Raw genomic sequence first — 21,610 nt, 5'->3', positions numbered from 1 at the left:
GTTGGCCACGCCTCCATGCGTTCCGACCGGGACGCCTTCCCTCCCTCCACGCCAGCCCTCCATCATGATCGACCTCACCAAACCCAACGCCCTCAGCCAAGCCGCATTCACCGCGCTGACACCGGACCAGATCCAGCAGATCCCCATCGCCTCGTTGGCCTCGCTAGACCAGACCCACTACGGATACCTGACCAGCGGCCAGGTCGCCGCGATGTCCGCGGCGCAGATCACCGCCCTGAAGCATCCGGAATGGCTGACCCCCGCCGCGGTGGGCGGACTCAGCGCGCAGCAGGTGTCCTCGATCGCCTCGACGGCCTGGGGCCAGGTGTCCTCGGCCTGGATGAACGGCCTGACGACCGACGCGTTCGCCGCGGTGCCCGCCGCGGGCATCGGCTCGCTCGGCGCGGCGGTCATCCGCGGCCTGTCCGACGCCGACTTCCAGGCCATGACGGCGGCCCAGTTCGCCGCCATCGCCGACAACGACTGGATCCCGCTGTCGGCCGTCGCCAAGCTGCGTCCGGATCAGGTGCAGACCACCACCGACTGGGACTCCACCAGCGCCCGCTGGCTCAACGCGCTCTCGCCCGAGGCCTTCGCCGCCATCCCCGCCGCCGGCATCAACCAGATGTCGCTGGCCGCGCTGCAGGGTCTGGACGCCACGCGCCGCGCCATCGCGCTCAAGAGCGCCGATGAGATGCACGCCGGCTACATCGACATGGCCTCCAAGGACGCCTCGGTCAACTACGACAGCGTGCTGGCCAACCTGCAGCTGATGTGCTCGAACATCGGCTCCGGCGGCCTGAGCGCCGCCCAGTTCGACGCCTTCAACAACACGCTCGCCGCGGCCAAGGGCACCTCGGGCAACCCGACCTACGTCTCGTCCCTCATGGGCAGCATGGGCGTGCAGCTCAACATGAGCGCCGACGCCTTCAACCAGGCCGTCTGCAAGTGGTTCCTGGGCACCAACAACCCGACCGCCAAGGGCTACGCCGACGTGTCCGACAGCGCCCTGTTCAACGGCTCGGTCCAGCAGGCCGCCGTGGGCGTGGCCCAGGGCCAGATCGGCGACTGCTGGCTGATCTCCTCGCTGGAAGCCCTGGCGGCCACCGCGCCGGAACGGCTCAACGGGCTGATCAGCGCCAACGGCAACGGCACCTACGCCGTGAAGTTCTACAACGGCAGCGCCGACAAGCCGGTCTTCGTCACGGTCGACGGCAAGGTGGCCAACTACGGCGCGAGCACCAGCGCCGGCGGATGGGCCCGGCTGATCGAGGATGCGTTCGTGGAAGCCTGCTCCAGCGGACTGCTGCAGGCCGACGGCTACACGAACTGGAAGAACGACATGGGTCAGCTCGACGGCGGCGTGCCCGCCTGGGCCATGATGGCGCTGACCGGCGGCACCAGCCAGAAGTTCACCTCGGGCGCTTCGGCCTGGGACGCCGTCAAGGCGGCCCTGGAGGACGGCTCCGGCATCGTGACCTACGGCTCCTACAGCAAGGCCTCGAAGGACAGCCAGGGCAACACGCAGATGGTGAGCGGCCACGCCTTCGCGATCGTCGGCGTCGACGAGGCCAATCACAAGTACATCTTCCGCAACCCCTGGGGCTCGAACTACGTCTTCGAACTCTCGCCGGACGAGCTCGACGCCATCAGCGGCAACGGCGAATTCATGGTGATGGAGTCGCCGATCGAGTACGGCAGCGCCGCGGCGCATTTCGCCGGCACCGATTGGACCACCGTGAGCGCCGACTGGATCAACGGCCAGTCCGCGGCCATGATCGCCGCCATCCCCACCACGGCGTTGAAGCAGCTGTGCGGTTCGACGGTCAACGGGTTGAGCGCCTCGACGCTGCAAGACATGAGCACGGACCAGCTGCTGTCGCTGCCTCATCTCGATCAGTTGTCCTCCTCCGCCGTCGCGGGCCTGCTCGCGGCGCAGTACAAGACCCTCACCGCCGACTGGTACAACGGTCTGTCGCCCGAAGCCTTCGCGGCCATCCCCGCGTCCGGCATCAACCAGATGTCGAAGGAGGCTCTGCAAGGTCTGGACAAGACGCATCACGACCTGGCCCTGAAGCTCGCGGACCCGACGCACGCGGCGATCCTCAACCCCAAGACTCCGGTGGCTCCCGTGACCCCGGTGACCCCGGTGACCCCGGTGACTCCCGTGACTCCCGTGACTCCCGTGACTCCCGTGACTCCGGTGACCCCGGTGACTCCCGTGACCCCGGTGACTCCGGTGACTCCCGTGACCCCGGTGACTCCGGTGACTCCGGTGACTCCGGTGACCCCGGTGACCCCGGTGACCCCGGTGATCCCGGTGATCCCGGTGATCCCAGTCACTCCGGTGATCCCTGTCACGCCCGTGATCCCTGTCACTCCGGTGTTCCCTGTGAATCCGGTGTTCCCGGTGAATCCGGTGTTCCCGGTGAATCCCGTGACTCCGGTGACTCCGGTGACTCCGGTGACTCCGGCGGACTGGAGCCGGATGACCGCGGCCCAGATGAACGCGATGTCGGCCCAGGCCTTGGCGTCCGTGGCGCCCGAGGATCTCCAGAAGCTACCGGTCGACACGATCAAGGGGTTGAGCGCGACCACCATCACCGCCCTGAGCGACAAGCAGGTCGCCCAGTTGCCCGCCATCGAGACGCTGTCCGCGAGCGCGGTCGCCGCCCTGCGGCCGAATCAGGTCGTGGCGATCTCTGCGACTGCGAACTGGTCCAAGGTCGATGCGAAGTGGCTCAACGCCTTGTCGTTCTCGGCCTTCGCGAGCGTGCCGTCCGGCGCGATCAACCACCTGTCGAGCGCCGCGCTGCAAGGGCTTGATACGGCCCACCGGGGCATCGCGCTCATGAGCGCCGATGCGGCGCACATCGGCTACCTCCTGCCCACACCGATGCCGACCCCTGCGCCGATGTCGACGCCGACGATCGGGGCCGCGCCCCTGGTCCAGGCCATGGCGAGCTTCAACGTGCCGACGTCGGTGACGACCTCGGGGCACGGAACCTCGAGCGCGAACTCGCCGTTCACGCTCGTCAAGGCGCACTGACGACGCCCTCCGCCGCGTGGCCAGGGGTGCCTGGCCACGCCCCTGACGCGTTCCGGACGGAACGCGTCCTCGACGCCTTTCCACCATGATCAACCTCACAAAGCCCAACACCTTGAGTCAGGCCGACTTCGGCGCCCTGACCGCAGACCAAGTCCGGCAGATCCCCACCGCCTCGTTGGCCTCGCTAGACCAGACCCACTACGGATACCTGACCAGCGGCCAGGTCGCCGCGATGTCCGCGGCGCAGATCACCGCCCTGAAGCATCCGGAATGGCTGACCCCCGCCGCGGTGGGCGGACTCAGCGCGCAGCAGGTGTCCTCGATCGCCTCGACGGCCTGGGGCCAGGTGTCCTCGGCCTGGATGAACGGCCTGACGACCGACGCGTTCGCCGCGGTGCCCGCCGCGGGCATCGGCTCGCTCGGCGCGGCGGTCATCCGCGGCCTGTCCGACGCCGACTTCCAGGCCATGACGGCGGCCCAGTTCGCCGCCATCGCCGACAACGACTGGATCCCGCTGTCGGCCGTCGCCAAGCTGCGTCCGGATCAGGTGCAGACCACCACCGACTGGGACTCCACCAGCGCCCGCTGGCTCAACGCGCTCTCGCCCGAGGCCTTCGCCGCCATCCCCGCCGCCGGCATCAACCAGATGTCGCTGGCCGCGCTGCAGGGTCTGGACGCCACGCGCCGAGCCATCGCGCTCAAGAGCGCCGATGAGATGCACGCCGGCTACATCGACATGGCCTCCAAGGACGCCTCGGTCAACTACGACAGCGTGCTGGCCAACCTGCAGCTGATGTGCTCGAACATCGGCTCCGGCGGCCTGAGCGCCGCCCAGTTCGACGCCTTCAACAACACGCTCGCCGCGGCCAAGGGCGCCTCGGGCAACCCGACCTACGTCTCGTCCCTCATGGGCAGCATGGGCGTGCAGCTCAACATGAGCGCCGACGCCTTCAACCAGGCCGTCTGCAAGTGGTTCCTGGGCACCAACAACCCGACCGCCAAGGGCTACGCCGACGTGTCCGACAGCGCCCTGTTCAACGGCTCGGTCCAGCAGGCCGCCGTGGGCGTGGCCCAGGGCCAGATCGGCGACTGCTGGCTGATCTCCTCGCTGGAAGCCCTGGCGGCCACCGCGCCGGAACGGCTCAACGGGCTGATCAGCGCCAACGGCAACGGCACCTACGCCGTCAAGTTCTACAACGGCAGCGCCGACAAGCCGGTCTTCGTCACGGTCGACGGCAAGGTGGCCAACTACGGCGCGAGCACCAGCGCCGGCGGATGGGCCCGGCTGATCGAGGATGCGTTCGTGGAAGCCTGCTCCAGCGGACTGCTGCAGGCCGACGGCTATACGAACTGGAAGAACGACATGGGTCAACTCGACGGCGGCGTCTCGGCCCGGGCGATGAAGACGCTGACCGGCGGCACCAGCAAGAGCTTCTCCTCCGGCGCCGCGGGATGGGATGCGGTCAAGGCGGCGCTCGAAGACGGTTCGGGCATCGTGACCTACGCGTCCTATGGCAAGGACTCGAAGGACGGCCAGGGCAAGACCCAGATGGTCAGCGGCCACGCCTTCGCGATCACCGGGATCGACGAGGCCAATCACAAGTACATCTTCCGCAACCCCTGGGGCTCGAACTACGTCTTCGAACTCTCACCGGACGAGCTCGATGCCATCAGCGGCAAAGGCGAATTCGTGGTGATGGAGTCGCCGATCGAATACGGCAGCGCCGCGGCGCATTTCGCCGGCACCGACTGGACCACCGTGAGCGCCGACTGGATCAACGGCCAGTCCGCCGCCATGATCGCCGCCATCCCCACCACGGCGTTGAAGCAGCTGTGCGGTTCGACGGTCAACGGGTTGAGTGCGTGGACGCTGCAGACCCTGAGCGTCGACCAGTTGACGGCGCTGCCTCATCTCGACCGGTTGTCCGCCTCCGCGGTCGCCGGGCTGCTCACCGCGCAGACGAAGGCGCTCGGCGCCGACTGGTACAACGGCCTGTCGGCCGCGGCCGTCGCCGCCCTGCCGGTCGCCAGCATCGGCTCCCTGTCGCAGACCGTTCTCCAGGGACTCGACGGCGCCGCGATCGGTGCGATGACGCCGCAGCAGGTCGCCGCGATCGCGCACCCCGACTGGCTGAGCCCGGCCGGTGCGTCCGGGCTCACCGCCGCCCAGATCGCGGTCCTGGACACCTCCTGGAGCTACCAGTCCGCCGACTGGTTCAACGCGCTGTCGCCGGCCGCCGTCGCCGCCATGCCGGTGAAGGCCATCCAGAACATGTCCTCCGCCGCGTTCCAGGGCCTCGCCGCCGCGACCATCCACGCGATGACGCCGCAGCAGGTCGCCGCGTTCGCCCATCCCGACAAGCTGTCCGTCGCCGCCTTCGGCGGCCTGACGGCGGCGCAGGTGCCGTCAATCTCCATCTCGTGGTACTGGATGTCGGCCGCGCAGCTCAACGCCCTGTCGCCCGAGGCGTTCGCCGCCATCCCGGCGGCCGGCATCAACCAGATGACCAAGGCCGCGCTTCAGGGGCTGGATGCGACCCATCGCAGCATCGCCTTGCGCAGCGCCGACGCCGATCATGCGAACGACATCAAGACGGCGCCCGTGCTGATCTCGGACTGGAGCCAGGTCACGGCGGCTGACGTCAACGCGCTGTCCCCTCAGCAGTTGGCCGGCGTGGCGCCGGCGGACCTGCAGACGCTCCCCGAGGCGGCAATCCGGGGTCTGAGCACCGCGACCGTGGCCGCGCTCAGCCCGCAGCAGATCGCTGCCATCGCGCATCCCGACTGGATGTCCACCGACGCGTTCAGCGGGCTGACCGCGGCGCAGGTGCCCGCCGTCGCCATCTCCTGGGGATGGATGTCGGCCGCGCAGATCAACGCCATGTCGCCGGCCGCCATCGCCGCCCTGCCTGCCCAAGCCATCAAGGACATCGAGGCCTACGGCGCGAGCAGCGGCCTCAGCGCCTCGACGATCCATGCCATGACGGCGCAGCAGATCGGCGCCATGGAGCACCCCGACTGGCTGTCCGCGAGCGCCTTCTCCGGCATGACCGCGACCCAGGTGCCCGCCATCGCCATCTCCTGGGGATGGATGTCGGCCGACCAGCTCAACACCCTGTCCGCCGACGCCTTCGCCGCCATTCCGGCGGCCGGCGTCAACCAGATGTCGAAGGCGTCCCTGCAAGGATTGGATGCGACGCATCACGACCTCGCGCTCAAGCGCGCCGATGCGACACATGCGGGCTATCTGACCCCGGCGCCGGTGTCGTCGGGCGGTGCCGCAACCCTGGTCCAGGCCATGGCGGGTTTCAACGTGCCGGCGGCAGTGACGACGGGCGCGCAGGGCCACATGGGCGCGCACGCGCCGTTCACGCTGGTCAAGGCGCACTGACCCGCTGACGCAAAAGCCGATGCACCGCCGTGCGCGGGCCGATACGGGGCACGCGCACGGCGCGGCTACACTGGTCCGAACGCATTGGCTGGATTCCAGGTCCATTGCGCCTTCCCAACGCGCCGGCCGCGGTGCTTTCTGAAGACGCCCGACTCATGCCCTTCATTCCTCCGGTGACCAAGGCCTTCATGCTGATCTGCGTGGGCCTGTTCTGTCTGTCCGTCTTTCCTCCGTTCGGCCAGATGAACGTCCTGATGGCGTTGTGGCCACTGAACTCCGGCAGATTCGAGTTCTGGCAGCCGATCAGCTACGCCTTCCTGCACGGCAGCTTCGCCCACCTGTTCTTCAACATGTTCGGGCTCTGGATGTTCGGCTCCGAACTGGAGACGATCTGGGGCGGCAAGCGCTACGCGCAGCTGCTGGTGGCCAGCGCGCTGACCGCCGCGGTGGCGCAACTGGTGTTCACACTGCTGATGAACTCGAACGCGCCGACCGTGGGCGCCTCCGGCGCGCTGTTCGGGCTGCTGCTGTCCTACGGGCTGCTGTTCCCCGACCGGGTCATCATGCCGCTGTTCCCGCCGATCCCGATGAAGGCCAAGTACTTCGTCGCCATCTTCGGCGCGATCGAGCTGTTCCTGGGCATCAGCGGCGGCAGCGGCATTGCCCACTTCGCCCACCTGGGCGGCATGCTCGGCGCCTGGCTGATGATCAACTACTGGCGCGGCAGCCGCCGGCGCTGACCGGTTCCGCGCCCAGCCGGTCCGCGTCAGTCCCTCCGCGTCAATCTTCGACGGCGAGCAGCCCCTCGCGCGGCGTCGGGTAGCGCAGCCGCAGGCGCAGCTCGCGCTTGAGGCGCCGGTTGTCCATCCGGCGCGATTCGTTCATGAAGCTCATCTGCATCGGCGAGAACACGCCCGGTGCCTCGGCCCGCGTGACGCGCGCCGGCGGCGCCAGGCCGCACAGCGACGCGGCCAGCTCGAAGTAATCCCCCATCAGCAGTTCGCTGTCGTCGCTGGCATGCAGGATGCGTTGCGTCGGGCCGCGCATCAGCGCGAGCAGGCAGGCGCGGGCCAGATCGTCGGCCTGGATGTGGTTGGTGTAGACGTCGTCCTCGCGCGCCAGCACCGGCAGCCCTTTTCCGAGGCGTTCGCGCGGATGACCGCCCTCGCGATCGAACGCGTAGATGCCGGGCACGCGCAGGATCGTCACGTGAGCGCCGGTCACGCGGCCCCACTGGCGCAGTTGATCCTCGGCGTCGACCCGCCGCCAGGCGCGGTCGTTGGACGGCTTCGTCGCACGCGTCTCGTCGATGCGCGCGCCGCCGCAATCGCCGTAGACGCCGCTGGTACTCGCGTAGACCAGTTGCGCCGGGATCGCCGAGCGCGACAGCGCCTGCAGCAGGCGTCGGGTGCGCTCGTCGGTACGCCCCTGCGCGGCCGGCGGCGCGAGATGCAGCACGCGGTCCGCAAGCCCCGCCAGGCGGCCCAGCGTCCCGGCGTCGTCCAGGTTCCCGATCAGCGGGATCGCCCCGGCCGCCCGCAGTTCATCGATGCGCGCGGCGCTGCTGGTCAGGGCGAAGACCGTCCATCGCCCGGCCAGCTGCCGCAGCACACGCATGCCGACATCGCCGCAACCGACGATCAAGAGGCGGCCGCGACGGCGACGGCGGTTGACGGAAGGCGAAGCGGGATTGGCACCGGGCATGGGGGACTGAGCGAGGCTGGGGCAAAATGGCGGGTTAGTTTAGTCATCTCCCCACCATGAGCTTCCAGGTCACCGTCCTGCCCGCCGGCCGCAACTTCACCGTCGACGACGACGAAACCGTGCTGGCCGCGGCCATCCGCCAGGGCATCGGCCTGCCCTACGGCTGCAAGGACGGCGCCTGCGGCTCCTGCAAGAGCCGGCTGATGGAGGGTCAGGTCGTGCACGGCGAGCACCAGACCAAGGCGCTGCCGCCCGAGGACGAGGCCGCCGGCTTCATCCTCACCTGCTGCGCGAAACCGCAGACGGATTGCACCGTCGAGGCCCGCACCGTGCCCGGCGCCGGCGAGTTCCCGGTGCTGAAGCTGCCCAGCCGCGTGATCACGGTCGAGAAGCCGGCCGGCGACGTCGCGGTCATCAAGCTGCAGCTGCCGGCCAACCAGAACCTGCAGTACCGCGCCGGCCAGTACGTCGAGTTCATCCTGCGCGACGGCGCGCGACGCAGCTACTCGATGGCCAACGCGCCCAGCCGCCTGGGCACGCCGCCGGCGATCGAACTGCACATCCGCCACATGCCCGGCGGCAAGTTCACCGACCACGTCTTCGGCGCGCTCAAGGAGAAGGACATCCTGCGCATGGAAGGGCCGTTCGGGAGCTTCTTCCTGCGCGAGGACAGCGACAAGCCGATCGTGCTGCTCGCATCCGGCACGGGCTTCGCGCCGATCAAGGCGATCCTGGAGCGCATCCAGGACCAGGGCATCACCCGTCCGGTGACCCTGTACTGGGGCTGCCGATCCAAGGCCGACCTCTACCTGCACGACTGGGCCGAGGCGACCGCGGCCGCGATGCCCTCGTTCACCTACGTGCCGGTGCTGTCCGAGCCCAAGGCCGAGGACGGCTGGACCGGTCGCACCGGCTTCGTCCACCAGGTGCTGATGGCGGACCTGCCCGACCTGTCTAAACACCAGGTCTACGCCTGCGGCGCGCCGGTGATGGTGGAGTCGGCGCAGCGCGATTTCGTCGCGGCCTGCGGCCTGCCCGCCGAGGAGTTCTACGCCGACGCGTTCACCTCCGAATTGGACAAGCACACCGGCTGACCGGAACGCTCAACGCACGGCGAAGTCCGCGTTGGCGGCGTGACATGCGCCATCCCGGGGCGCGGAGCCCGATACTTTCAGCCATGAAGCATTTCCCGCCGCCCTACTCCAGCGCCGCGCAGTTCGAACAGCAACTGCAGGACCTCGGCCACACGGTGATCGCGCCCGAGAGCCTGACGCACTGGCTGCACTGCCAGGCGGGCGATCTGCGCGGGCTGCAGACCTACTGGAACGACCTGCCCCCCGACGCCTACCTGCGCGACGGCGGCCGCTACCGCTTCCGGCGGCATGCGAGCTTCGTGGTGGACTCGCAGGCCGATCCGTCGGTGCGGCTGGCGCCGCATCGCGCGCACTGGCAGCCGGTGGACTACAACGCGCTGCACGGCGGCATCGAACGCTGGTTCGAGCCCATGGACGCCGCCGCGGTCGACCTGCCGATCTGGCCGCGGCTGCTGCTGGGGCTGGCCTCGGTGGCGGACCGGCTCAAGGGCGCGCGACCCTGGTTCGTCGAGGCGCACCAGTTCCGCATCGACACCGCCGGCGGCATCGGCCGGCCGACGCCGGAAGGCGCGCATCGCGACGGCGTGGACCTGGTGGCGGTCTTCATGCTGGCGCGTCAGGGCATCAAGGGCGGCGAGTCCCGCGTCTTCGAGGCCGACGGCCCGCGCGGCCAGCGCTTCACGATGATGGAGCCCTGGACGCTGCTGCTGCTCGACGACGAACGCGTCATCCACGAGACCACGCCCATCCAGCCCTTCGATCCCGCGCATCCCGGCCACCGCGACACGCTGGTCGTGACGCTGCGGGCGGATGCGTTCATGGGGCGTTGACGGCCGTTGTCGTTGTCGTTGTGGTTGTGGTCGACGTCGATGCCGCGCAGGCGACGCCTGACGCCGTGGTCGGCGCGGGCGACTGACCGTCCACCAGCGCCACCGACATCAGATCCCCGCGGAGATTGCGCACCAGCGCCCAGCCGCAGTCCTCGCGGCGCAGCACGGTGCCGCGCTCGAAGCGCTTGTTGAGCCCTTCCCAGTAGCGCAGCGTCCGCTCCGGCTCGGTGCCGGTCGCATAGGGGTCGCCGTCCTGCGCCGCGCCGTCCGTGGCCAGGCGCAAGACCTGACCCAGCAGCGCCGCCGTGGCCTCGCGCAGGCGCGTGCCCTCGTTGTCGCCCCAGGCCTGCTGGGGCGTCAGCGCGGACGGGGCCGGCGGCGCGTGCAGCCACACGTGGCGCTGCCAGACCGGATCCGTGTCGCCGCGCTTGACGACCGCGACGTCGGCCTCCAGCAGCAGGCCGCGATGGTCCTGCGTCATCCAGAACAGCGGCGCGAAGCGCAGCGTCATGTCCTCGTCCGCCACCTCGTCGGCGCCGACGACGCGGACACGGTGAGGGATGCGCGAGACCTCCACCGCCTGCGGCAGCAGGTCCGCGAAGCGCAGGCCGCTCATGGCGGGACGATAGGGCTCCAGCACCTTGTTGGCGGCGGCCTCCTCCCGGTCCCGCGCGGCGGTGCGCATGCCGTCGTTGATGGCCGCGTGCGTGGCCAGCGCCACGAAGAAGCCGGCCAGGCCGGGGCCGTACATCATGGTGCCGGCCGTGCCGCGCGCGGAGTCGTTGGCCGTCATCGCGCGGAAACGCGGCGCCGCCTCGGCCGGCAGTCGCACGGCCAGCGAGCGCCTGGGCGCGACGGGCACCGGCGCAGCGGCGGCCTCCAGCGCCGGAGCGGAAGCGGCCTCGGACGCCATGGGGGCCAGGGAGGCCGTGGGCGCAGCGGCCGGGGTGACCGACGGCGGCGGCTCGACGGAGACGGCGTCGACCGGCGCGGCAACGGCGCGCGCCGCCGGCAGCAGCGCCAGGAGCGTCACCAGCGTCACCAGCGTCGCCGAGCCCGCCCCGCGGCACGCCCGGCGTGCCCGGGGTGCCACGACGGCGGCGGCGGTCATTGCGCCTTCTGCAGCGGCTGCAGCAGCTGCTCCTTGGCCATCTCGATGGCTTCGTAGTAGGCGTTGGTCAGGCCGGGGAACTTCGGCGGCTCGTCCCACTTGCCGGAGGCCGGCTTGCGGATCTCCACCGGCTTGAGCCAGTCGTAGGCGCCGCTGCGCAGGTCGACGACCGCGCCGGTGGCCTTGACCCAGGCGAGCGGATCGCTGGTCGGGAAGTACGAGGAATAGGTGCGCTGGAAGCCCACGCCCTCGACGCTCACCAGCAGCAGGCGGTCGATCTGGTACTGGTCGCGCAGGCGTGCGAAGTCGCGGTCGGCCTGGCCGGGCACGCGGGTGCGCTCGGGGAACTTGGCGACGTCGAAGTCGCCGTCGATGGCCACGGCCTCGACGCCGCGCTGCTTGAGCGCCTCGACGATCTGGGCCTTGACGGCCGCGAGGTCGTCGGACGGCAGCGTCTTGGCGTGGGCGGTCAGCGACGAGTTGGCGACCGAGGCGGCCGCCAGGCACAGCAGGCAGCCGGCGCCCGGCAGGTAGGTGTCGGCCTTGGGCACGGCGGTCAGCGCCACGCCGACGCGGGCCTGCGGCGCGATGGCCTCGGACTTCATCTGGACCGGCAACTGGGGCTTGGTGGCGCATCCCGTCAGGGCGGCCGCAGCCATCACCCAGGCGATGGTGACGATACGGATCATGAAATTACTCCCTCGTGGCCCGGGCGCCGTCCACATCGACAGGTGCGGATCGTGTCGCCTCCGGCAAAGCCGCCTCCGCGGCGCAGCGGATTCTAGGGACCGGCGCGCCCCGACGGCTGCGGGCTTTCACGCAAGCCGCCCCCTTGACCCCGGGGGAGAAATCCCGAGGAATTACACTGCGGGCTTCGCGTGCCACAAGCGCGCGGAAATCCTGCCGGCGCCAGGCCGCCGGCGGTCCGCGGACCCGGTCCGCCTCATCACGCATCACAAGTGCAGCTTCCCATGAACGCCATCACCGACATCGCCCGCGCGCTCGCCGCCGGCTCGACCGACGCCATCCCCTCCTCCCTCTTCGGTCTGCCCGACCAGGCCCCGCACGAACGCGTGCTGCTGGCCGCCGATCCGGTGACCGGCCTCAAGGCGATCCTGGCGGTGCACAGCACCGCGCGCGGCCCGGCCTTCGGCGGCTGCCGCTTCTGGAGCTACGACAACGAGCTGGCCGCGCTGAACGACGCGCTGCGCCTGTCGCAGGGCATGAGCCTGAAGAACGCGCTGGCCAACCTGCCCTTCGGTGGCGGCAAGGCCGTGATCATCAAGCCGCAGGGCGACTTCGACCGCGCCGCGCTGTTCGCGGCCTTCGGCCGCGCGGTGCAGTCGCTGCAGGGCGCCTACATCACCGCCGAGGACGTCGGCACCACCACGGCCGACATGTTGGGCATGATGGCCCAGACGCAGTATGTGTCGGGCATCCCGCGCGAAGGTGCCTTCGGCGGCGACCCCAGCCCCAAGACCGCGTACGGCGTGTTCGTGTCCATCGACGAAGGCGTCAAGCGCGTGCTGCGCCGCGATTCGCTCGAAGGCGTGCGCGTCGCGCTGCAGGGCCTGGGCGCCGTGGGCTGGCACCTGGCCGAATACCTCCACAAGGCCGGCGCCAAGCTGGTCGTCGCCGACGTGAACGCCGAGAAGGTCGCGCGCGCGCAGACCGAGCTGGGCGCCAAGGCCGTCGGCATCAACGAGATCCTGTCGGCGGACGTCGACGTGGTCGCGCCGTGCGCGCTGGGCGCGACGCTGAACGCGCAGTCCATCCCGCTGCTGCAGGCCGCGCTGATCGCCGGCGCCGCCAACAACCAGCTGGCCACCGCCGCCGACGGCGACGCGCTGCAGGCCCGCGGCATCACCTACCTCCCGGACTACCTGGTGAACGCCGGCGGCATCATCAGCGTCGCGCGCGAGTTCCGCAACGAAGGCGAAGAGAACGCGGTGATGGCCGAGGTCGGCCAGATCCGCGGCCGCGTCGCCGAGCTGCTGGACCGCATCCAGGTCAGCGGCCAGACGCCGGCGCGCGAGGCCGACGCCTGGGCGCGTTCGCTGCTGGTCAAGCCGGCCTGAGCGACCTCCGCTCCGACGAAGACGGCGCCCGCGTGGCGCCGTTTTTCTTTGTGCGCTGGCGTACAGACAAGCGCTTCACCTCCCCCTGTGCCGGAGTCCGTCCATCCGGTTGCCTGCCGTCCCCGGGAGCGACTTCAAGTCCCTTCGCCGCCGCACCGATCGCGCACAAGCCCGATGTCGTCGACGTATACCGCCGCCTGAGTTCCGCGCAGCCCGTTGCGGAGCCGAACCCAGGAGACCTCTCCATGACATCCAAGAAGTCCTTGAAGCCCGCCGCTCCGCTCGCCGGGATGGCGCTGGCCCTCGCGGCCGCGAGCCTGGCGATGCCCGCCCTCGCGCACGACATCGTGTACACCGCGCCGCTGTCCGGCGCGGCGGAATTTCCGCCCAACGCCTCCGCCGGCACCGGTCTGGCGCGGGTGACCTTCAACGACGACGACTTCACCATGCGCGTGCAAGTCACCTTCGCCGGGCTGACCGGCACGACGACGGCCTCGCACATCCACTGCTGCACGGCGCTCGCGGGGGCCGGCAACGCCGGCGTGGCGACGACGACGCCGACCTTCCCCAACTTCCCGCTGGGCGTGACCTCCGGCTCGTACGACCAGACCTTCGACCTGACGCTGCCCGGCAGCTGGAACGCGGCCTTCATCACTGCCAACGGCGGCACGATCGCGAGCGCCTTCGCGGCGCTGTCGACCGGCCTGGCGGGCGGGAATGCGTATCTGAACGTGCATTCCACCTTCGCGCCGGGCGGCGAGATCCGCGGTTTCCTGGTCGCGAGCGCGGTGCCCGAGCCGTCGACCTACGCGCTGATGATCGCGGGCGTGCTGACGGTCGGCGGCCTGGCGCGGCGACGTTCGCGCCAGGGCTGACCGGGGCCTGAAAGCCCCCGCCTGCCGCCCGGCAGACCGCGCCGCCCTGTCATCGCCCGACACACGTCGGGGACACGCGACGCGGTCCAACCCCTTCCTGCCTCGGTATGCTCCAGGCTCCGCCGCCCACGGGGAGCCCGCACGATGAACGGGCCTCCGATCGGAGCGGCCGCGGGAGCAATGGGGAGGAACAGCGGCATGGTGCTCGAGAGGTTTTGGTTGCGTTGGCCTGCGGCGGTGCTCGTCTTCATCGCCGCGACCTGGCTCAACCTGCACCTCCAGCCGGCGCTCAACAGCCGCGAGCCGCTGCTCCCCTACTTCCCTTCGCTGGTGATCGTCGGTCTGGTGTGCGGCCTCGCGCCGGCGCTGGCCTTCCTCGTCGCGGCCAGCCTGGCCATCCTCTACTTCTGGATCGAACCCGTCGGCCAGTTCCTGCCGGTCAATTCCATTGCGGATGCGGCGCTGGTGGTGCTGTTCCTGATGACGGGCTCGCTGGTCGCGTCCGTGTCGGCCTGGGCGGGCCGGCTGATGCTGAAGGAGCGCAACAGCCGTCGCCGCCTCAACCTCGCGCTGGCCGCGGGCCGCATGATCACCTGGGACTGGGACGCGGTCACCGGCTTCGCCACCACCGGCGGCGGCGCCAAGCAGCTGTTCGGCCAGCACTGGAGATCCATCGACGACATGCTGGCGGGCATGTCCGCCGAGGACGCGACCCGCTTCCGCGACCGCTATCGATACGCGACGCAGAGCGGGGGCCGCTTCAGCCTGGCCTGCCCCATCACGCGCGCGGACGACGGCGAGATCGTCTGGACCCAGTTCGACGGCTACGTGAGCCTGGACGCCAAGGGTCGGGCGGTGCATGCCTACGGCGTCGCGGTGGACGTCACCACGCAGCAGGAGGCGCTGCGCGCGAGCCAGGCGGCGGAGGAGCGTTTCCACCTCGCGCTGCAGAGCGGCAAGGTGATGGCGTGGGAATGCGACGTCCAGGGCCGCTACACCTGGGCGTTCAACACGCCGATGGGCTTCACGCGCGAGGCGCTGATCGGCGCGGAGGTCGGCAGCCTGGTCGGCGAGCCGGAGTTCGCCGGCATCGTCCGCGAGGCGGTGGTCACGGGCCAGGCGATGAACCTGGCGCAGCGCACGACGCACAGCGGCAGGACCTACCAGCTGCTGACGTCACTGAGGCCGATCACGACGGAGGACGGCCAGGTGCAGCGGGTGATCGGCGCGACGGTCGACGTCACCGAGCTGTCGGCGGCGCAGGAGGAACTGCGGCGCGAGAGCGAGCGCAAGGACTCCTTCCTGGCGACGCTGGCGCACGAGCTGCGCAACCCGATGGCGCCTATCCGCTACGCGGTCGCGATGCTGAGGCAATCGTCCTCGGACGACGCGCGCGCGCAGGCCACGGACATCATCGCGCGGCAGTCGGCGCACATGGCGCGACTGCTGGACGACCTGCTCGACATGAGCCGCATCACGCGCAACGTGGTCGAGCTCAAGCGCCAGGTCATCGACCTGCGCACGGTGGTGAGGCAGGCGCTGGAGGCGATCGAGCCGCTGTACGTCGAGATGAAGCACCGCGTCACGCTGTCGCTGCCGCCCACGGCGGTGCCGGTGGACGGCGATCCGACGCGGCTGCAGCAGGTGCTGGGCAACCTGCTGGACAACGCGGCCAAGTACAGCCCGGAGCCGGGCGAGGTGGATGTGAACGTCGCGGTGGTCTCGGGCCGCGCCCAGATCACGGTGACGGATCGCGGCGTGGGCATTGCGCCGGCGATGCAGCCGCGGGTATTCGAGCTCTTCACGCGCATCGACGCGCGCGGTCCCGCGCCGTCCGGACTGGGCATCGGCCTGGCGGTGTCCAGACAACTCGTGCAGTTGCATGACGGCACGATCGCGGTGGCGAGCGATGGCCTCGGCCACGGCAGCCGCTTCACGGTCAGCCTGCCGCTGGTGGCGGCCGGGCTGGACATTCTCGACAGCGAGGCCGGGACTTCAGGCGACGGAGGGCGCGCGGCGGCGACGCCGACGCGCAGCCAGACGCTGGTCCTGGTCGTCGACGACAACGTGGACGCCGCCAACACGCTCGCGGAGGTGCTGCGCGGCGTCGGGTATCGCGCGACCGTGGCCTACAGCGGCGAAGAGGCGCTGGCGGTCTTCGAGCGCACGTCGCCGCGCGTGGTGCTGCTGGACATCGGCCTGCCGGGGCTGTCCGGGACGGACGTCGCGCGGCAGCTGAGATCGACGCAGGGCGCCGGCCCGCTCGCGCTGATCGCGATCACCGGCTGGGGACAGCGCTCCGACCGCGAGGCCACGGCCGCCGCAGGCTTCGACGCCCACCTGGTGAAGCCGGTGGAGTTCAACGAGCTGGAGCAGGTAATGGAAGAGCTGCTCGATGCCGGGCGACTGCCCGCCGCCGATCGTCTCTGAGCGCCGTCGGGCAGTCGTCGGCTCAGCCGAGCATCGCCGCGGCGAAGACCAGCGCCACCATGCCCACCAGCAACATCGGCAGATAGAGCCCCGCGAGCACGCCGCCGCGCCAGATGCCGCCCCACCAGGTGGTGCCGTAGACGGTCCGCAGCGCGATGACGCCGTGCAGCAGGACCAGCGCGACGATGCCCGCCGCTGCGGCCGGCACGACCAGCGCCAGCAGATAGGCGGCGAACCAGCAGGCGTGCAGGTGGAGCGCGAAGACGAAATGCTCGGCGTACTTCATCCGCCGCCGCAGGAAGATCAAGGCCAGCAGGGCAGCGAAGACCGGCTGCATCAGCAGCATCGCGTACGGCGCGAGCTTGTCCAGACGCTTCTGCACCTGCACGGCGGAGCTGCTGGCCAGACGCTCGCCGACGCTGTCGAGGCGACGTTGCCATTCGCTGCAGTTGCTGCCGGGGCTGGAGCAACTGCCCTGGCGCGCCTGCGCGACGGCCTGCTCGTCGCGGGTGACGTTGAGGCCGTGATCGCCGGGCAGCAGATGCACGGCGACGAAGAACACGAAGCTGAGGCTCAGGTACAGGCGCAGCGGTTGGACGTAGCGGCGGCGACGGCCGAGGAAGTACTCGCGCGTGAGACGCCCGGGCAGGAACAGCATCGCCCACAAGGTCCGCCACAGCGGGCCTTCGAGCGCGACGTAGTGGCCGACGAATTCATGGATGAACTCGCGCATCGAAGCCGCATGCAGATGGGCTTCCTGGCCGCAATGGGGACAGAAATGCCCGCCGGGCTGCAGCGCGAGATCGCAGTTGTGGCAGGTCGCGTTGTCGGCGGCCACCGCGTGGGTCGAGGATGGGACCGAAGGAAGAGGCGTCATTGCAGGCGGCTCCGAAGTCGTCGTTGGCTCGCCGGCTGTTCACTCCCTGCCGGTCGGGCGGGCCCGATGATAGGTCGCGGACGCGGGCGGCACGGGTCGGGTTCCCCCGGGCACCGCGGCGCTGGCATGCCGGTTGCCTGTTGTCGGCGAGGGCCTCAGGAGGAGGCCGCCATCACAACAGGAGCACCGCATGTCCCTTCGTCACCTCGCTGTCGCCCTCGTCGGCGCCGCCGCCCTGCTCTCCGGCATCGGCGCCTCGGCCCAATCCGTCGGCAAGGCCTCCGACCCCGAACGGGACGTGGGTCGGGCCGCGCCCGGGCAGGACAACTCCTACTTCAACGTCACGGCGAAGAACCGCATCCCGGCGCCGCTGCTGCCGCTCAAGAAGGGCCAGTGCGTGATCTGGTATCCCGAGAAGGGCATCGCCGAACACACCGGACCGATGTCCTGCTCGCCGCTGCCCAAGGTCGAACCGGGCGGCTGGCTGATCGCGCCGTCGAAGGATCCGGTGATCCTGGAGGCGGCGGTCTATCACGCCGAGAACCCCGGCGTCGTCATCGCCCGCGGCGCCTTCGACGCCCGCACGCGTTACCTCGTGCGCACGCTGGATCCGGACAGCAAGATGGATGTGGAGAAGACGAAGGCGAAGCGCTGAAGAGCGTCAGCCTTCGCGCACCAGCCGCAACTCGACCTCCCAGTCGACATAGGCCCACTCGCGCGTCGCGCGCAGATCCCGCAGCAGCGTGTCGAAGACGGGCTCGTCCTGCGGCGCGTATTCGAACCAGGTCAGGAAGTCGAAGGGCTCCGACGTGGGCAGGTCGCGGCAGTGGTGCAAGCGGCGCGCGATCGCTGGCAGGGCTTGCAGGCCGATGGCGATGTGGCGGGAGTCCGCTTCGAAGATCCCGCGACGTTCGTCCTGGCTCAGCGCCCACCAGGCTGCGTTCTTGCGGATGGGAATCAGCGCAGCGTGGGTGGCGGCGGGACGCCCCAGGGACTCCTGCCGGCCGACCAGCGCGACCTTCTCGTCGCGCTCCACGTAGCGCTCGTTGCTCGTCACGCCGCTAAGCAGCCAATGAGCGGAAGTAGGCGTGGGCGCAGTCGGCGGAAGGAGCGTCAGACCGGCCACATCCGCGAGCGCTTCGCCGACGATCACCCGCTGATCGAGCACCTTCCAGTCGCCGCGATCGACCCCGGCGAATCGGAAGTACCGCGCGCTGTGCGATGGGGCGCCATCGATCCCACCGTCAGCATTCGCTCGTGTGCTCATCTTCATTTCTCCGTGATCAGACGCGCCGCCGCATCTCGGCGGGATAGTCGATAAAGCCCAGCGAGCGATAGAGCTCGCGGGCTTCCAGCGTGGCACCGAGGTTGAACTCGCGCACGCCCATCGCTTCGCATTGCGCCATCGCGTTGGCGACGAGCGCGCGGGCAATGCCATGGCCTCGATGTTGAGGATCGACGAAGACATTCGCGACACGCCCCATGAGTCCGTCCGGATTGGCTCGCGTCGGGCCCCAGTCCAGCAGCACGACACCTGCTCCGCCGATGACCGCGCCGTCCCGGATCGCAAGCAGGCCGATGTATCGCCCGTCGTCGATGCGAGGGGCCAGCCATTGCGCATAACCCGCGCGGCGGTGCGCGTCCTCATCGCGATAGCAGGCGTGCATGGCAATCTGGGAGGCATCCGAAGCGAGCACCGGACGTTCGCTCACGCCGTCAGTCTTCATGCTTGCTGGCCGTGCGGTACGCCGAATATCCCAGGAAGCCGGAGAAGGCCAGGATTGCCAGGACAAAGGATCCCTTGCCGATCTCCGACATGGTATTCGCGCCAATGGCGTACTGCAGTGAGAGTTGCTCAACGCCGTTGACCCACAGTCCGTAGGTCCGCACGCCGTTGTCCCCGATGACCCAGTACTTCCTGTTGGCCGGCACATAAGTGCGCACGACCATGGGGCCCTCCCGCCAACTCGGATGCACGCCGTTCACTGCCGAGCTGAAGAAGATCGGGCTGTGTCCCTGCAGCCGAAAGCTCATCGAGATGCCGGCGCTCCTTCCTTCCGGCCTGTGCGTCTCAAGATGGGTGACCACGCCTTCCACGGGAACAAAGTCCGACTCGGAGAGTGCGATCGTGTTCTCCGCGGGAAGCATCCAGAACGCGCTGCAGGCGACCACCACGCAGCCGATGGCTTGTCCGAAGAATTCAGAGCGCGCGGCGCTGTTGGCGGGAGGCAATCGCATGAACGGACTCAGGCGCTGCGGCGCGAGGTCTTCGCGGCGGCGATGGCCTTGCTTTCCTTGCGCAGCTTCGTGGAGACGGGACAGACCTGCTGCACGAAGCTCGTGAGGGTGTTGGCCAGACTGTCCTTCTGCAGGCTGTAGAAGACGAACTGGCCGCGCTTCTCGGCCTTCACCAGGCCGGCGTGCTCCAGGATCTTGAGGTGCTTGGACAAGGACGGCTTCGTCATCTCGAAGCGGCTCGCGATGTCGCCCGCCGAGAGCTCGGTCTCGGAGAGATAGGCGAGGATCTTGCGCCGCGGCGTTGACGCCAGCGCTTCGAAGACTTTATCCATGGGCGCATCTTATCCGCCGCGCCGATCGCATTCTCCAATTAGCTAGTTAGCCATTTAGCTAATTAACGGTTATGCTGATTCCCATCGCAGGAGTTCGCATGTCCGCAGATCCCCTTCCCTCCGCCTCACCCGCCGTTGACGATGTCGCCCGACGTCACACGGTCTACTACAACAGCGCCTGCCCGGTCTGCGACGCCGGCGTGTGTGCCATGCGGGCGCGCATCGACGAACACGGCGTCGAATGGGTGGACGTGCATCGGCACCCGGAGCGCCTCGCACCGCTGGGCCTCGATCTGGAAGACGTCCGGGAGCGCCTGCACCTCGTCGATGCCGACGGCAGGCTCCAGGCGGGCGCGCCGGCGCTGCTGACGACGTGGTCGCTGCAGCGCCGCTGGGGCTGGCTCCTCAAGCCGCTGGGCCTTCCCGGGCTGCGGACCCTGACCTCGTGGGCCTACATCGCCTTCGCTCGCCTTCTCTATCTCTGGAACCGCCGGCAACGGCACTGGTGATTCACTCAAGACAAGGACAACAAGATGACCACGCACACCAATTTCGATGCCGCAGAGCTCGACAAGTTCCAGGCGCTGGCTTCCCGCTGGTGGGATGCCGGATCGGAGTTCTGGCCCCTGCATGCGATCAATCCGCATCGGCTCGAATGGATCGATCGGCTGGTTTCGCTACGGGACAAGGGCGTCCTGGACGTCGGCTGCGGCGGCGGCATCCTGGCCGAATCGATGGCGCACCGTGGCGCGGACGTGCTCGGCATCGACCTCGCGGACAAGGGGCTGAAGGTCGCGATGCTGCATGCGGCGCAGAGCAAGGCCTCCGTGGCCTACCGCCACATCGCCGCGGAGGACCTCGCGAGCGAATGCCCCGGCAGTTTCGACGTCGTGACATGCATGGAGATGCTGGAACACGTCCCGGATCCCGCGCAGGTGGTGGCCGCCTGCTCGGCGCTGGCGAAGCCGGGCGGATGGGTGTTCTTCTCCACGATCAACCGCTCGCCGCTGGCTTGGCTGATCGCGATCTTCGGCGCGGAGCGGGTGCTCAAGGTGCTGCCGCGCGGCACGCACGACTATGCCAAGTTCATCAAGCCCGCCGAGCTGAAGGCGATGGCGGCTGCGGCTGGCCTGGTGCTGCGAGAGGAAAAAGGGTTGCGCTACAACCCGATCACGAGAACCTTCCGTCTCTTCGGATGGACGGGGGTGAATTACATGCTGGCGATGCAGAAGGTGTGAGAGCGCGGCTCCGTCAGACCTCGCGGACCGGACGAAGGCCAACTCCTGCGAGCCAGTGCGAAGTCACTCGCAGTTGGCCAGCTCGATGATCGCGAAGCCCTCGCGCGCAATCTCCTCGACGACCGGGTCCGGCGCGATTTCCATGTGGCAGAAGCGGCACTCTTCGGCTGACAGCTGATGCGCAGGCAAGCCTCGTGCTGCAAGGTATCTGCGGCCGAAGGCCAGCACCTGCTCCTGCTCGCGGGACGCGTCCGGCACGAGGATGTCGAAATGCATCAGGCGGCCGTCGGGACGGGTGACATAGGTGTCGAACACGGCGATCTTCATGGGGTCCACATCGGGGAAGTTTTTCGATGGCCCAGT

General features: G+C 69.3%; 20 protein-coding genes. 11 read left to right on the top strand and 9 right to left on the bottom strand.

The annotated features are described in order from the left end of the window. Positions 1-64: 64 nt before the first annotated feature. The 3 genes from ACQZ13_RS12190 (at position 65) to ACQZ13_RS12180 (ending at position 7,180) form a co-directional block, all read left to right on the top strand. Positions 65-3,049: a C2 family cysteine protease gene (locus ACQZ13_RS12190; protein WP_431052252.1), complete on the top strand. Its 2,985-nt coding sequence runs from the start codon at positions 65-67 to the stop codon at positions 3,047-3,049. A gap of 85 nt (positions 3,050-3,134) precedes the next feature. After that, positions 3,135-6,440, top strand: coding sequence for a C2 family cysteine protease (locus tag ACQZ13_RS12185; RefSeq protein ID WP_431052250.1), 3,306 nt, complete (start codon positions 3,135-3,137; stop codon positions 6,438-6,440). Between the two features lie 155 nt (positions 6,441-6,595). Beyond that, complete coding sequence (locus ACQZ13_RS12180; protein ID WP_431052248.1) at positions 6,596-7,180, top strand: rhomboid family intramembrane serine protease; 585 nt, start codon at positions 6,596-6,598, stop codon at positions 7,178-7,180. 40 nt (positions 7,181-7,220) lie between these two features. Here ACQZ13_RS12180 and ACQZ13_RS12175 read toward each other — a convergent pair whose 3' ends face one another. Next, the gene (locus ACQZ13_RS12175; RefSeq protein WP_431052246.1) at positions 7,221-8,144 is read right to left on the bottom strand and encodes an SDR family oxidoreductase; all 924 of its coding nucleotides are present in this window, start codon (positions 8,142-8,144) and stop codon (positions 7,221-7,223) included. Positions 8,145-8,200: 56 nt separating this feature from the next. Between ACQZ13_RS12175 and ACQZ13_RS12170 the strand changes: the two genes are divergently transcribed. Continuing rightward, entirely contained in the window at positions 8,201-9,238 is a 1,038-nt protein-coding gene (locus ACQZ13_RS12170; RefSeq protein WP_431052244.1) for a CDP-6-deoxy-delta-3,4-glucoseen reductase, read from the top strand. An 83-nt stretch (positions 9,239-9,321) separates the two neighbouring features. Continuing rightward, positions 9,322-10,068 (top strand): 2OG-Fe dioxygenase family protein, encoded by a 747-nt coding sequence (locus ACQZ13_RS12165; protein WP_431052242.1) that lies wholly within the window; start codon positions 9,322-9,324, stop codon positions 10,066-10,068. Here ACQZ13_RS12165 and ACQZ13_RS12160 read toward each other — a convergent pair. Both ACQZ13_RS12160 and ACQZ13_RS12155 read right to left on the bottom strand, forming a co-directional pair. After that, the gene (locus tag ACQZ13_RS12160) at positions 10,055-11,179 is read right to left on the bottom strand and encodes a hypothetical protein (protein ID WP_431052240.1); all 1,125 of its coding nucleotides are present in this window, start codon (positions 11,177-11,179) and stop codon (positions 10,055-10,057) included. The two genes, ACQZ13_RS12165 and ACQZ13_RS12160, sit on opposite strands and share 14 nt — an antisense overlap. After that, complete coding sequence (locus tag ACQZ13_RS12155) at positions 11,176-11,868, bottom strand: hypothetical protein (protein ID WP_431052238.1); 693 nt, start codon at positions 11,866-11,868, stop codon at positions 11,176-11,178. Before ACQZ13_RS12155 ends, ACQZ13_RS12160 begins: the two co-directional genes overlap by 4 nt. Before the next feature lie 282 nt (positions 11,869-12,150). On the opposite strand from ACQZ13_RS12155, the gene ACQZ13_RS12150 reads away from it, so the two are divergent. The 3 genes from ACQZ13_RS12150 to ACQZ13_RS12140 all read left to right on the top strand — a co-directional run bounded on the left by ACQZ13_RS12150 (position 12,151) and on the right by ACQZ13_RS12140 (position 16,562). Continuing rightward, positions 12,151-13,257 carry a Glu/Leu/Phe/Val family dehydrogenase gene (locus tag ACQZ13_RS12150; RefSeq protein ID WP_431052236.1) on the top strand — a complete coding sequence of 369 codons (1,107 nt, stop codon included), beginning with the start codon at positions 12,151-12,153 and terminating at the stop codon, positions 13,255-13,257. A gap of 245 nt (positions 13,258-13,502) precedes the next feature. Beyond that, a complete protein-coding gene (locus tag ACQZ13_RS12145; RefSeq protein WP_431052234.1) occupies positions 13,503-14,132 on the top strand; it encodes a CHRD domain-containing protein in 630 nt (209 codons plus the stop codon). A gap of 219 nt (positions 14,133-14,351) precedes the next feature. Then, positions 14,352-16,562 carry a hybrid sensor histidine kinase/response regulator gene (locus tag ACQZ13_RS12140; RefSeq protein WP_431052232.1) on the top strand — a complete coding sequence of 737 codons (2,211 nt, stop codon included), beginning with the start codon at positions 14,352-14,354 and terminating at the stop codon, positions 16,560-16,562. 22 nt (positions 16,563-16,584) lie between these two features. On the opposite strand, the gene ACQZ13_RS12135 is transcribed toward ACQZ13_RS12140, so the two are convergent. Next, positions 16,585-17,439, bottom strand: a complete 855-nt coding sequence (locus ACQZ13_RS12135; protein WP_431052230.1) for a DUF3667 domain-containing protein — start codon at positions 17,437-17,439, stop codon at positions 16,585-16,587. A 190-nt stretch (positions 17,440-17,629) separates the two neighbouring features. Here ACQZ13_RS12135 and ACQZ13_RS12130 point away from each other — a divergent pair, with 190 nt between their 5' ends. Further along, positions 17,630-18,094: a hypothetical protein gene (locus ACQZ13_RS12130; RefSeq protein ID WP_431052228.1), complete on the top strand. Its 465-nt coding sequence runs from the start codon at positions 17,630-17,632 to the stop codon at positions 18,092-18,094. Between the two features lie 6 nt (positions 18,095-18,100). Here the strand turns inward: ACQZ13_RS12130 and ACQZ13_RS12125 are convergent, their stop codons facing one another. Genes ACQZ13_RS12125 through ACQZ13_RS12110 form a run of 4 tightly spaced genes read right to left on the bottom strand, consistent with a single transcriptional unit; the run spans position 18,101 to position 20,009 of the window. Next, positions 18,101-18,706 carry a chlorite dismutase gene (locus ACQZ13_RS12125; protein WP_431052226.1) on the bottom strand — a complete coding sequence of 202 codons (606 nt, stop codon included), beginning with the start codon at positions 18,704-18,706 and terminating at the stop codon, positions 18,101-18,103. Between the two features lie 16 nt (positions 18,707-18,722). Next, entirely contained in the window at positions 18,723-19,151 is a 429-nt protein-coding gene (locus ACQZ13_RS12120; protein WP_431052224.1) for a GNAT family N-acetyltransferase, read from the bottom strand. A gap of 4 nt (positions 19,152-19,155) precedes the next feature. After that, on the bottom strand, positions 19,156-19,677 hold the full coding sequence (locus tag ACQZ13_RS12115) for a hypothetical protein (protein WP_431052222.1): 522 nt from the start codon (positions 19,675-19,677) through the stop codon (positions 19,156-19,158). Positions 19,678-19,685: 8 nt separating this feature from the next. After that, complete coding sequence (locus ACQZ13_RS12110; protein ID WP_431052220.1) at positions 19,686-20,009, bottom strand: metalloregulator ArsR/SmtB family transcription factor; 324 nt, start codon at positions 20,007-20,009, stop codon at positions 19,686-19,688. 98 nt (positions 20,010-20,107) lie between these two features. Here ACQZ13_RS12110 and ACQZ13_RS12105 point away from each other — a divergent pair, with 98 nt between their 5' ends. Beyond that, complete coding sequence (locus tag ACQZ13_RS12105) at positions 20,108-20,518, top strand: thiol-disulfide oxidoreductase DCC family protein (protein ID WP_431052218.1); 411 nt, start codon at positions 20,108-20,110, stop codon at positions 20,516-20,518. A 24-nt stretch (positions 20,519-20,542) separates the two neighbouring features. Further along, complete coding sequence (ubiG, locus tag ACQZ13_RS12100) at positions 20,543-21,247, top strand: bifunctional 2-polyprenyl-6-hydroxyphenol methylase/3-demethylubiquinol 3-O-methyltransferase UbiG (RefSeq protein ID WP_431052216.1); 705 nt, start codon at positions 20,543-20,545, stop codon at positions 21,245-21,247. Between the two features lie 63 nt (positions 21,248-21,310). On the opposite strand, the gene ACQZ13_RS12095 is transcribed toward ubiG, so the two are convergent. Next, entirely contained in the window at positions 21,311-21,574 is a 264-nt protein-coding gene (locus ACQZ13_RS12095; RefSeq protein WP_431052214.1) for a DUF2024 family protein, read from the bottom strand. Between the last annotated feature and the right edge of the window lie 36 nt (positions 21,575-21,610).

The organism is Roseateles sp. L2-2, assembly GCF_050613215.1.
GTDB classification, from domain to species: Bacteria; Pseudomonadota; Gammaproteobacteria; order Burkholderiales; family Burkholderiaceae_C; genus Roseateles; species Roseateles noduli.
This window is presented reverse-complemented; position numbering and strand designations above follow the sequence as displayed.

Coding starts and splice junctions, on each gene's coding strand:
- ACQZ13_RS12190 (WP_431052252.1), top strand. CDS start 65: ATGATCGACCTCACCAAACCCAACGCCCTCAGCCAAGCCGCATTCACC.
- ACQZ13_RS12185 (WP_431052250.1), top strand. CDS start 3,135: ATGATCAACCTCACAAAGCCCAACACCTTGAGTCAGGCCGACTTCGGC.
- ACQZ13_RS12180 (WP_431052248.1), top strand. CDS start 6,596: ATGCCCTTCATTCCTCCGGTGACCAAGGCCTTCATGCTGATCTGCGTG.
- ACQZ13_RS12175 (WP_431052246.1), bottom strand. CDS start 8,144: ATGCCCGGTGCCAATCCCGCTTCGCCTTCCGTCAACCGCCGTCGCCGT.
- ACQZ13_RS12170 (WP_431052244.1), top strand. CDS start 8,201: ATGAGCTTCCAGGTCACCGTCCTGCCCGCCGGCCGCAACTTCACCGTC.
- ACQZ13_RS12165 (WP_431052242.1), top strand. CDS start 9,322: ATGAAGCATTTCCCGCCGCCCTACTCCAGCGCCGCGCAGTTCGAACAG.
- ACQZ13_RS12160 (WP_431052240.1), bottom strand. CDS start 11,179: ATGACCGCCGCCGCCGTCGTGGCACCCCGGGCACGCCGGGCGTGCCGC.
- ACQZ13_RS12155 (WP_431052238.1), bottom strand. CDS start 11,868: ATGATCCGTATCGTCACCATCGCCTGGGTGATGGCTGCGGCCGCCCTG.
- ACQZ13_RS12150 (WP_431052236.1), top strand. CDS start 12,151: ATGAACGCCATCACCGACATCGCCCGCGCGCTCGCCGCCGGCTCGACC.
- ACQZ13_RS12145 (WP_431052234.1), top strand. CDS start 13,503: ATGACATCCAAGAAGTCCTTGAAGCCCGCCGCTCCGCTCGCCGGGATG.
- ACQZ13_RS12135 (WP_431052230.1), bottom strand. CDS start 17,439: ATGACGCCTCTTCCTTCGGTCCCATCCTCGACCCACGCGGTGGCCGCC.
- ACQZ13_RS12130 (WP_431052228.1), top strand. CDS start 17,630: ATGTCCCTTCGTCACCTCGCTGTCGCCCTCGTCGGCGCCGCCGCCCTG.
- ACQZ13_RS12125 (WP_431052226.1), bottom strand. CDS start 18,706: ATGAGCACACGAGCGAATGCTGACGGTGGGATCGATGGCGCCCCATCG.
- ACQZ13_RS12115 (WP_431052222.1), bottom strand. CDS start 19,677: ATGCGATTGCCTCCCGCCAACAGCGCCGCGCGCTCTGAATTCTTCGGA.
- ACQZ13_RS12110 (WP_431052220.1), bottom strand. CDS start 20,009: ATGGATAAAGTCTTCGAAGCGCTGGCGTCAACGCCGCGGCGCAAGATC.
- ACQZ13_RS12105 (WP_431052218.1), top strand. CDS start 20,108: ATGTCCGCAGATCCCCTTCCCTCCGCCTCACCCGCCGTTGACGATGTC.
- ubiG (WP_431052216.1), top strand. CDS start 20,543: ATGACCACGCACACCAATTTCGATGCCGCAGAGCTCGACAAGTTCCAG.
- ACQZ13_RS12095 (WP_431052214.1), bottom strand. CDS start 21,574: ATGAAGATCGCCGTGTTCGACACCTATGTCACCCGTCCCGACGGCCGC.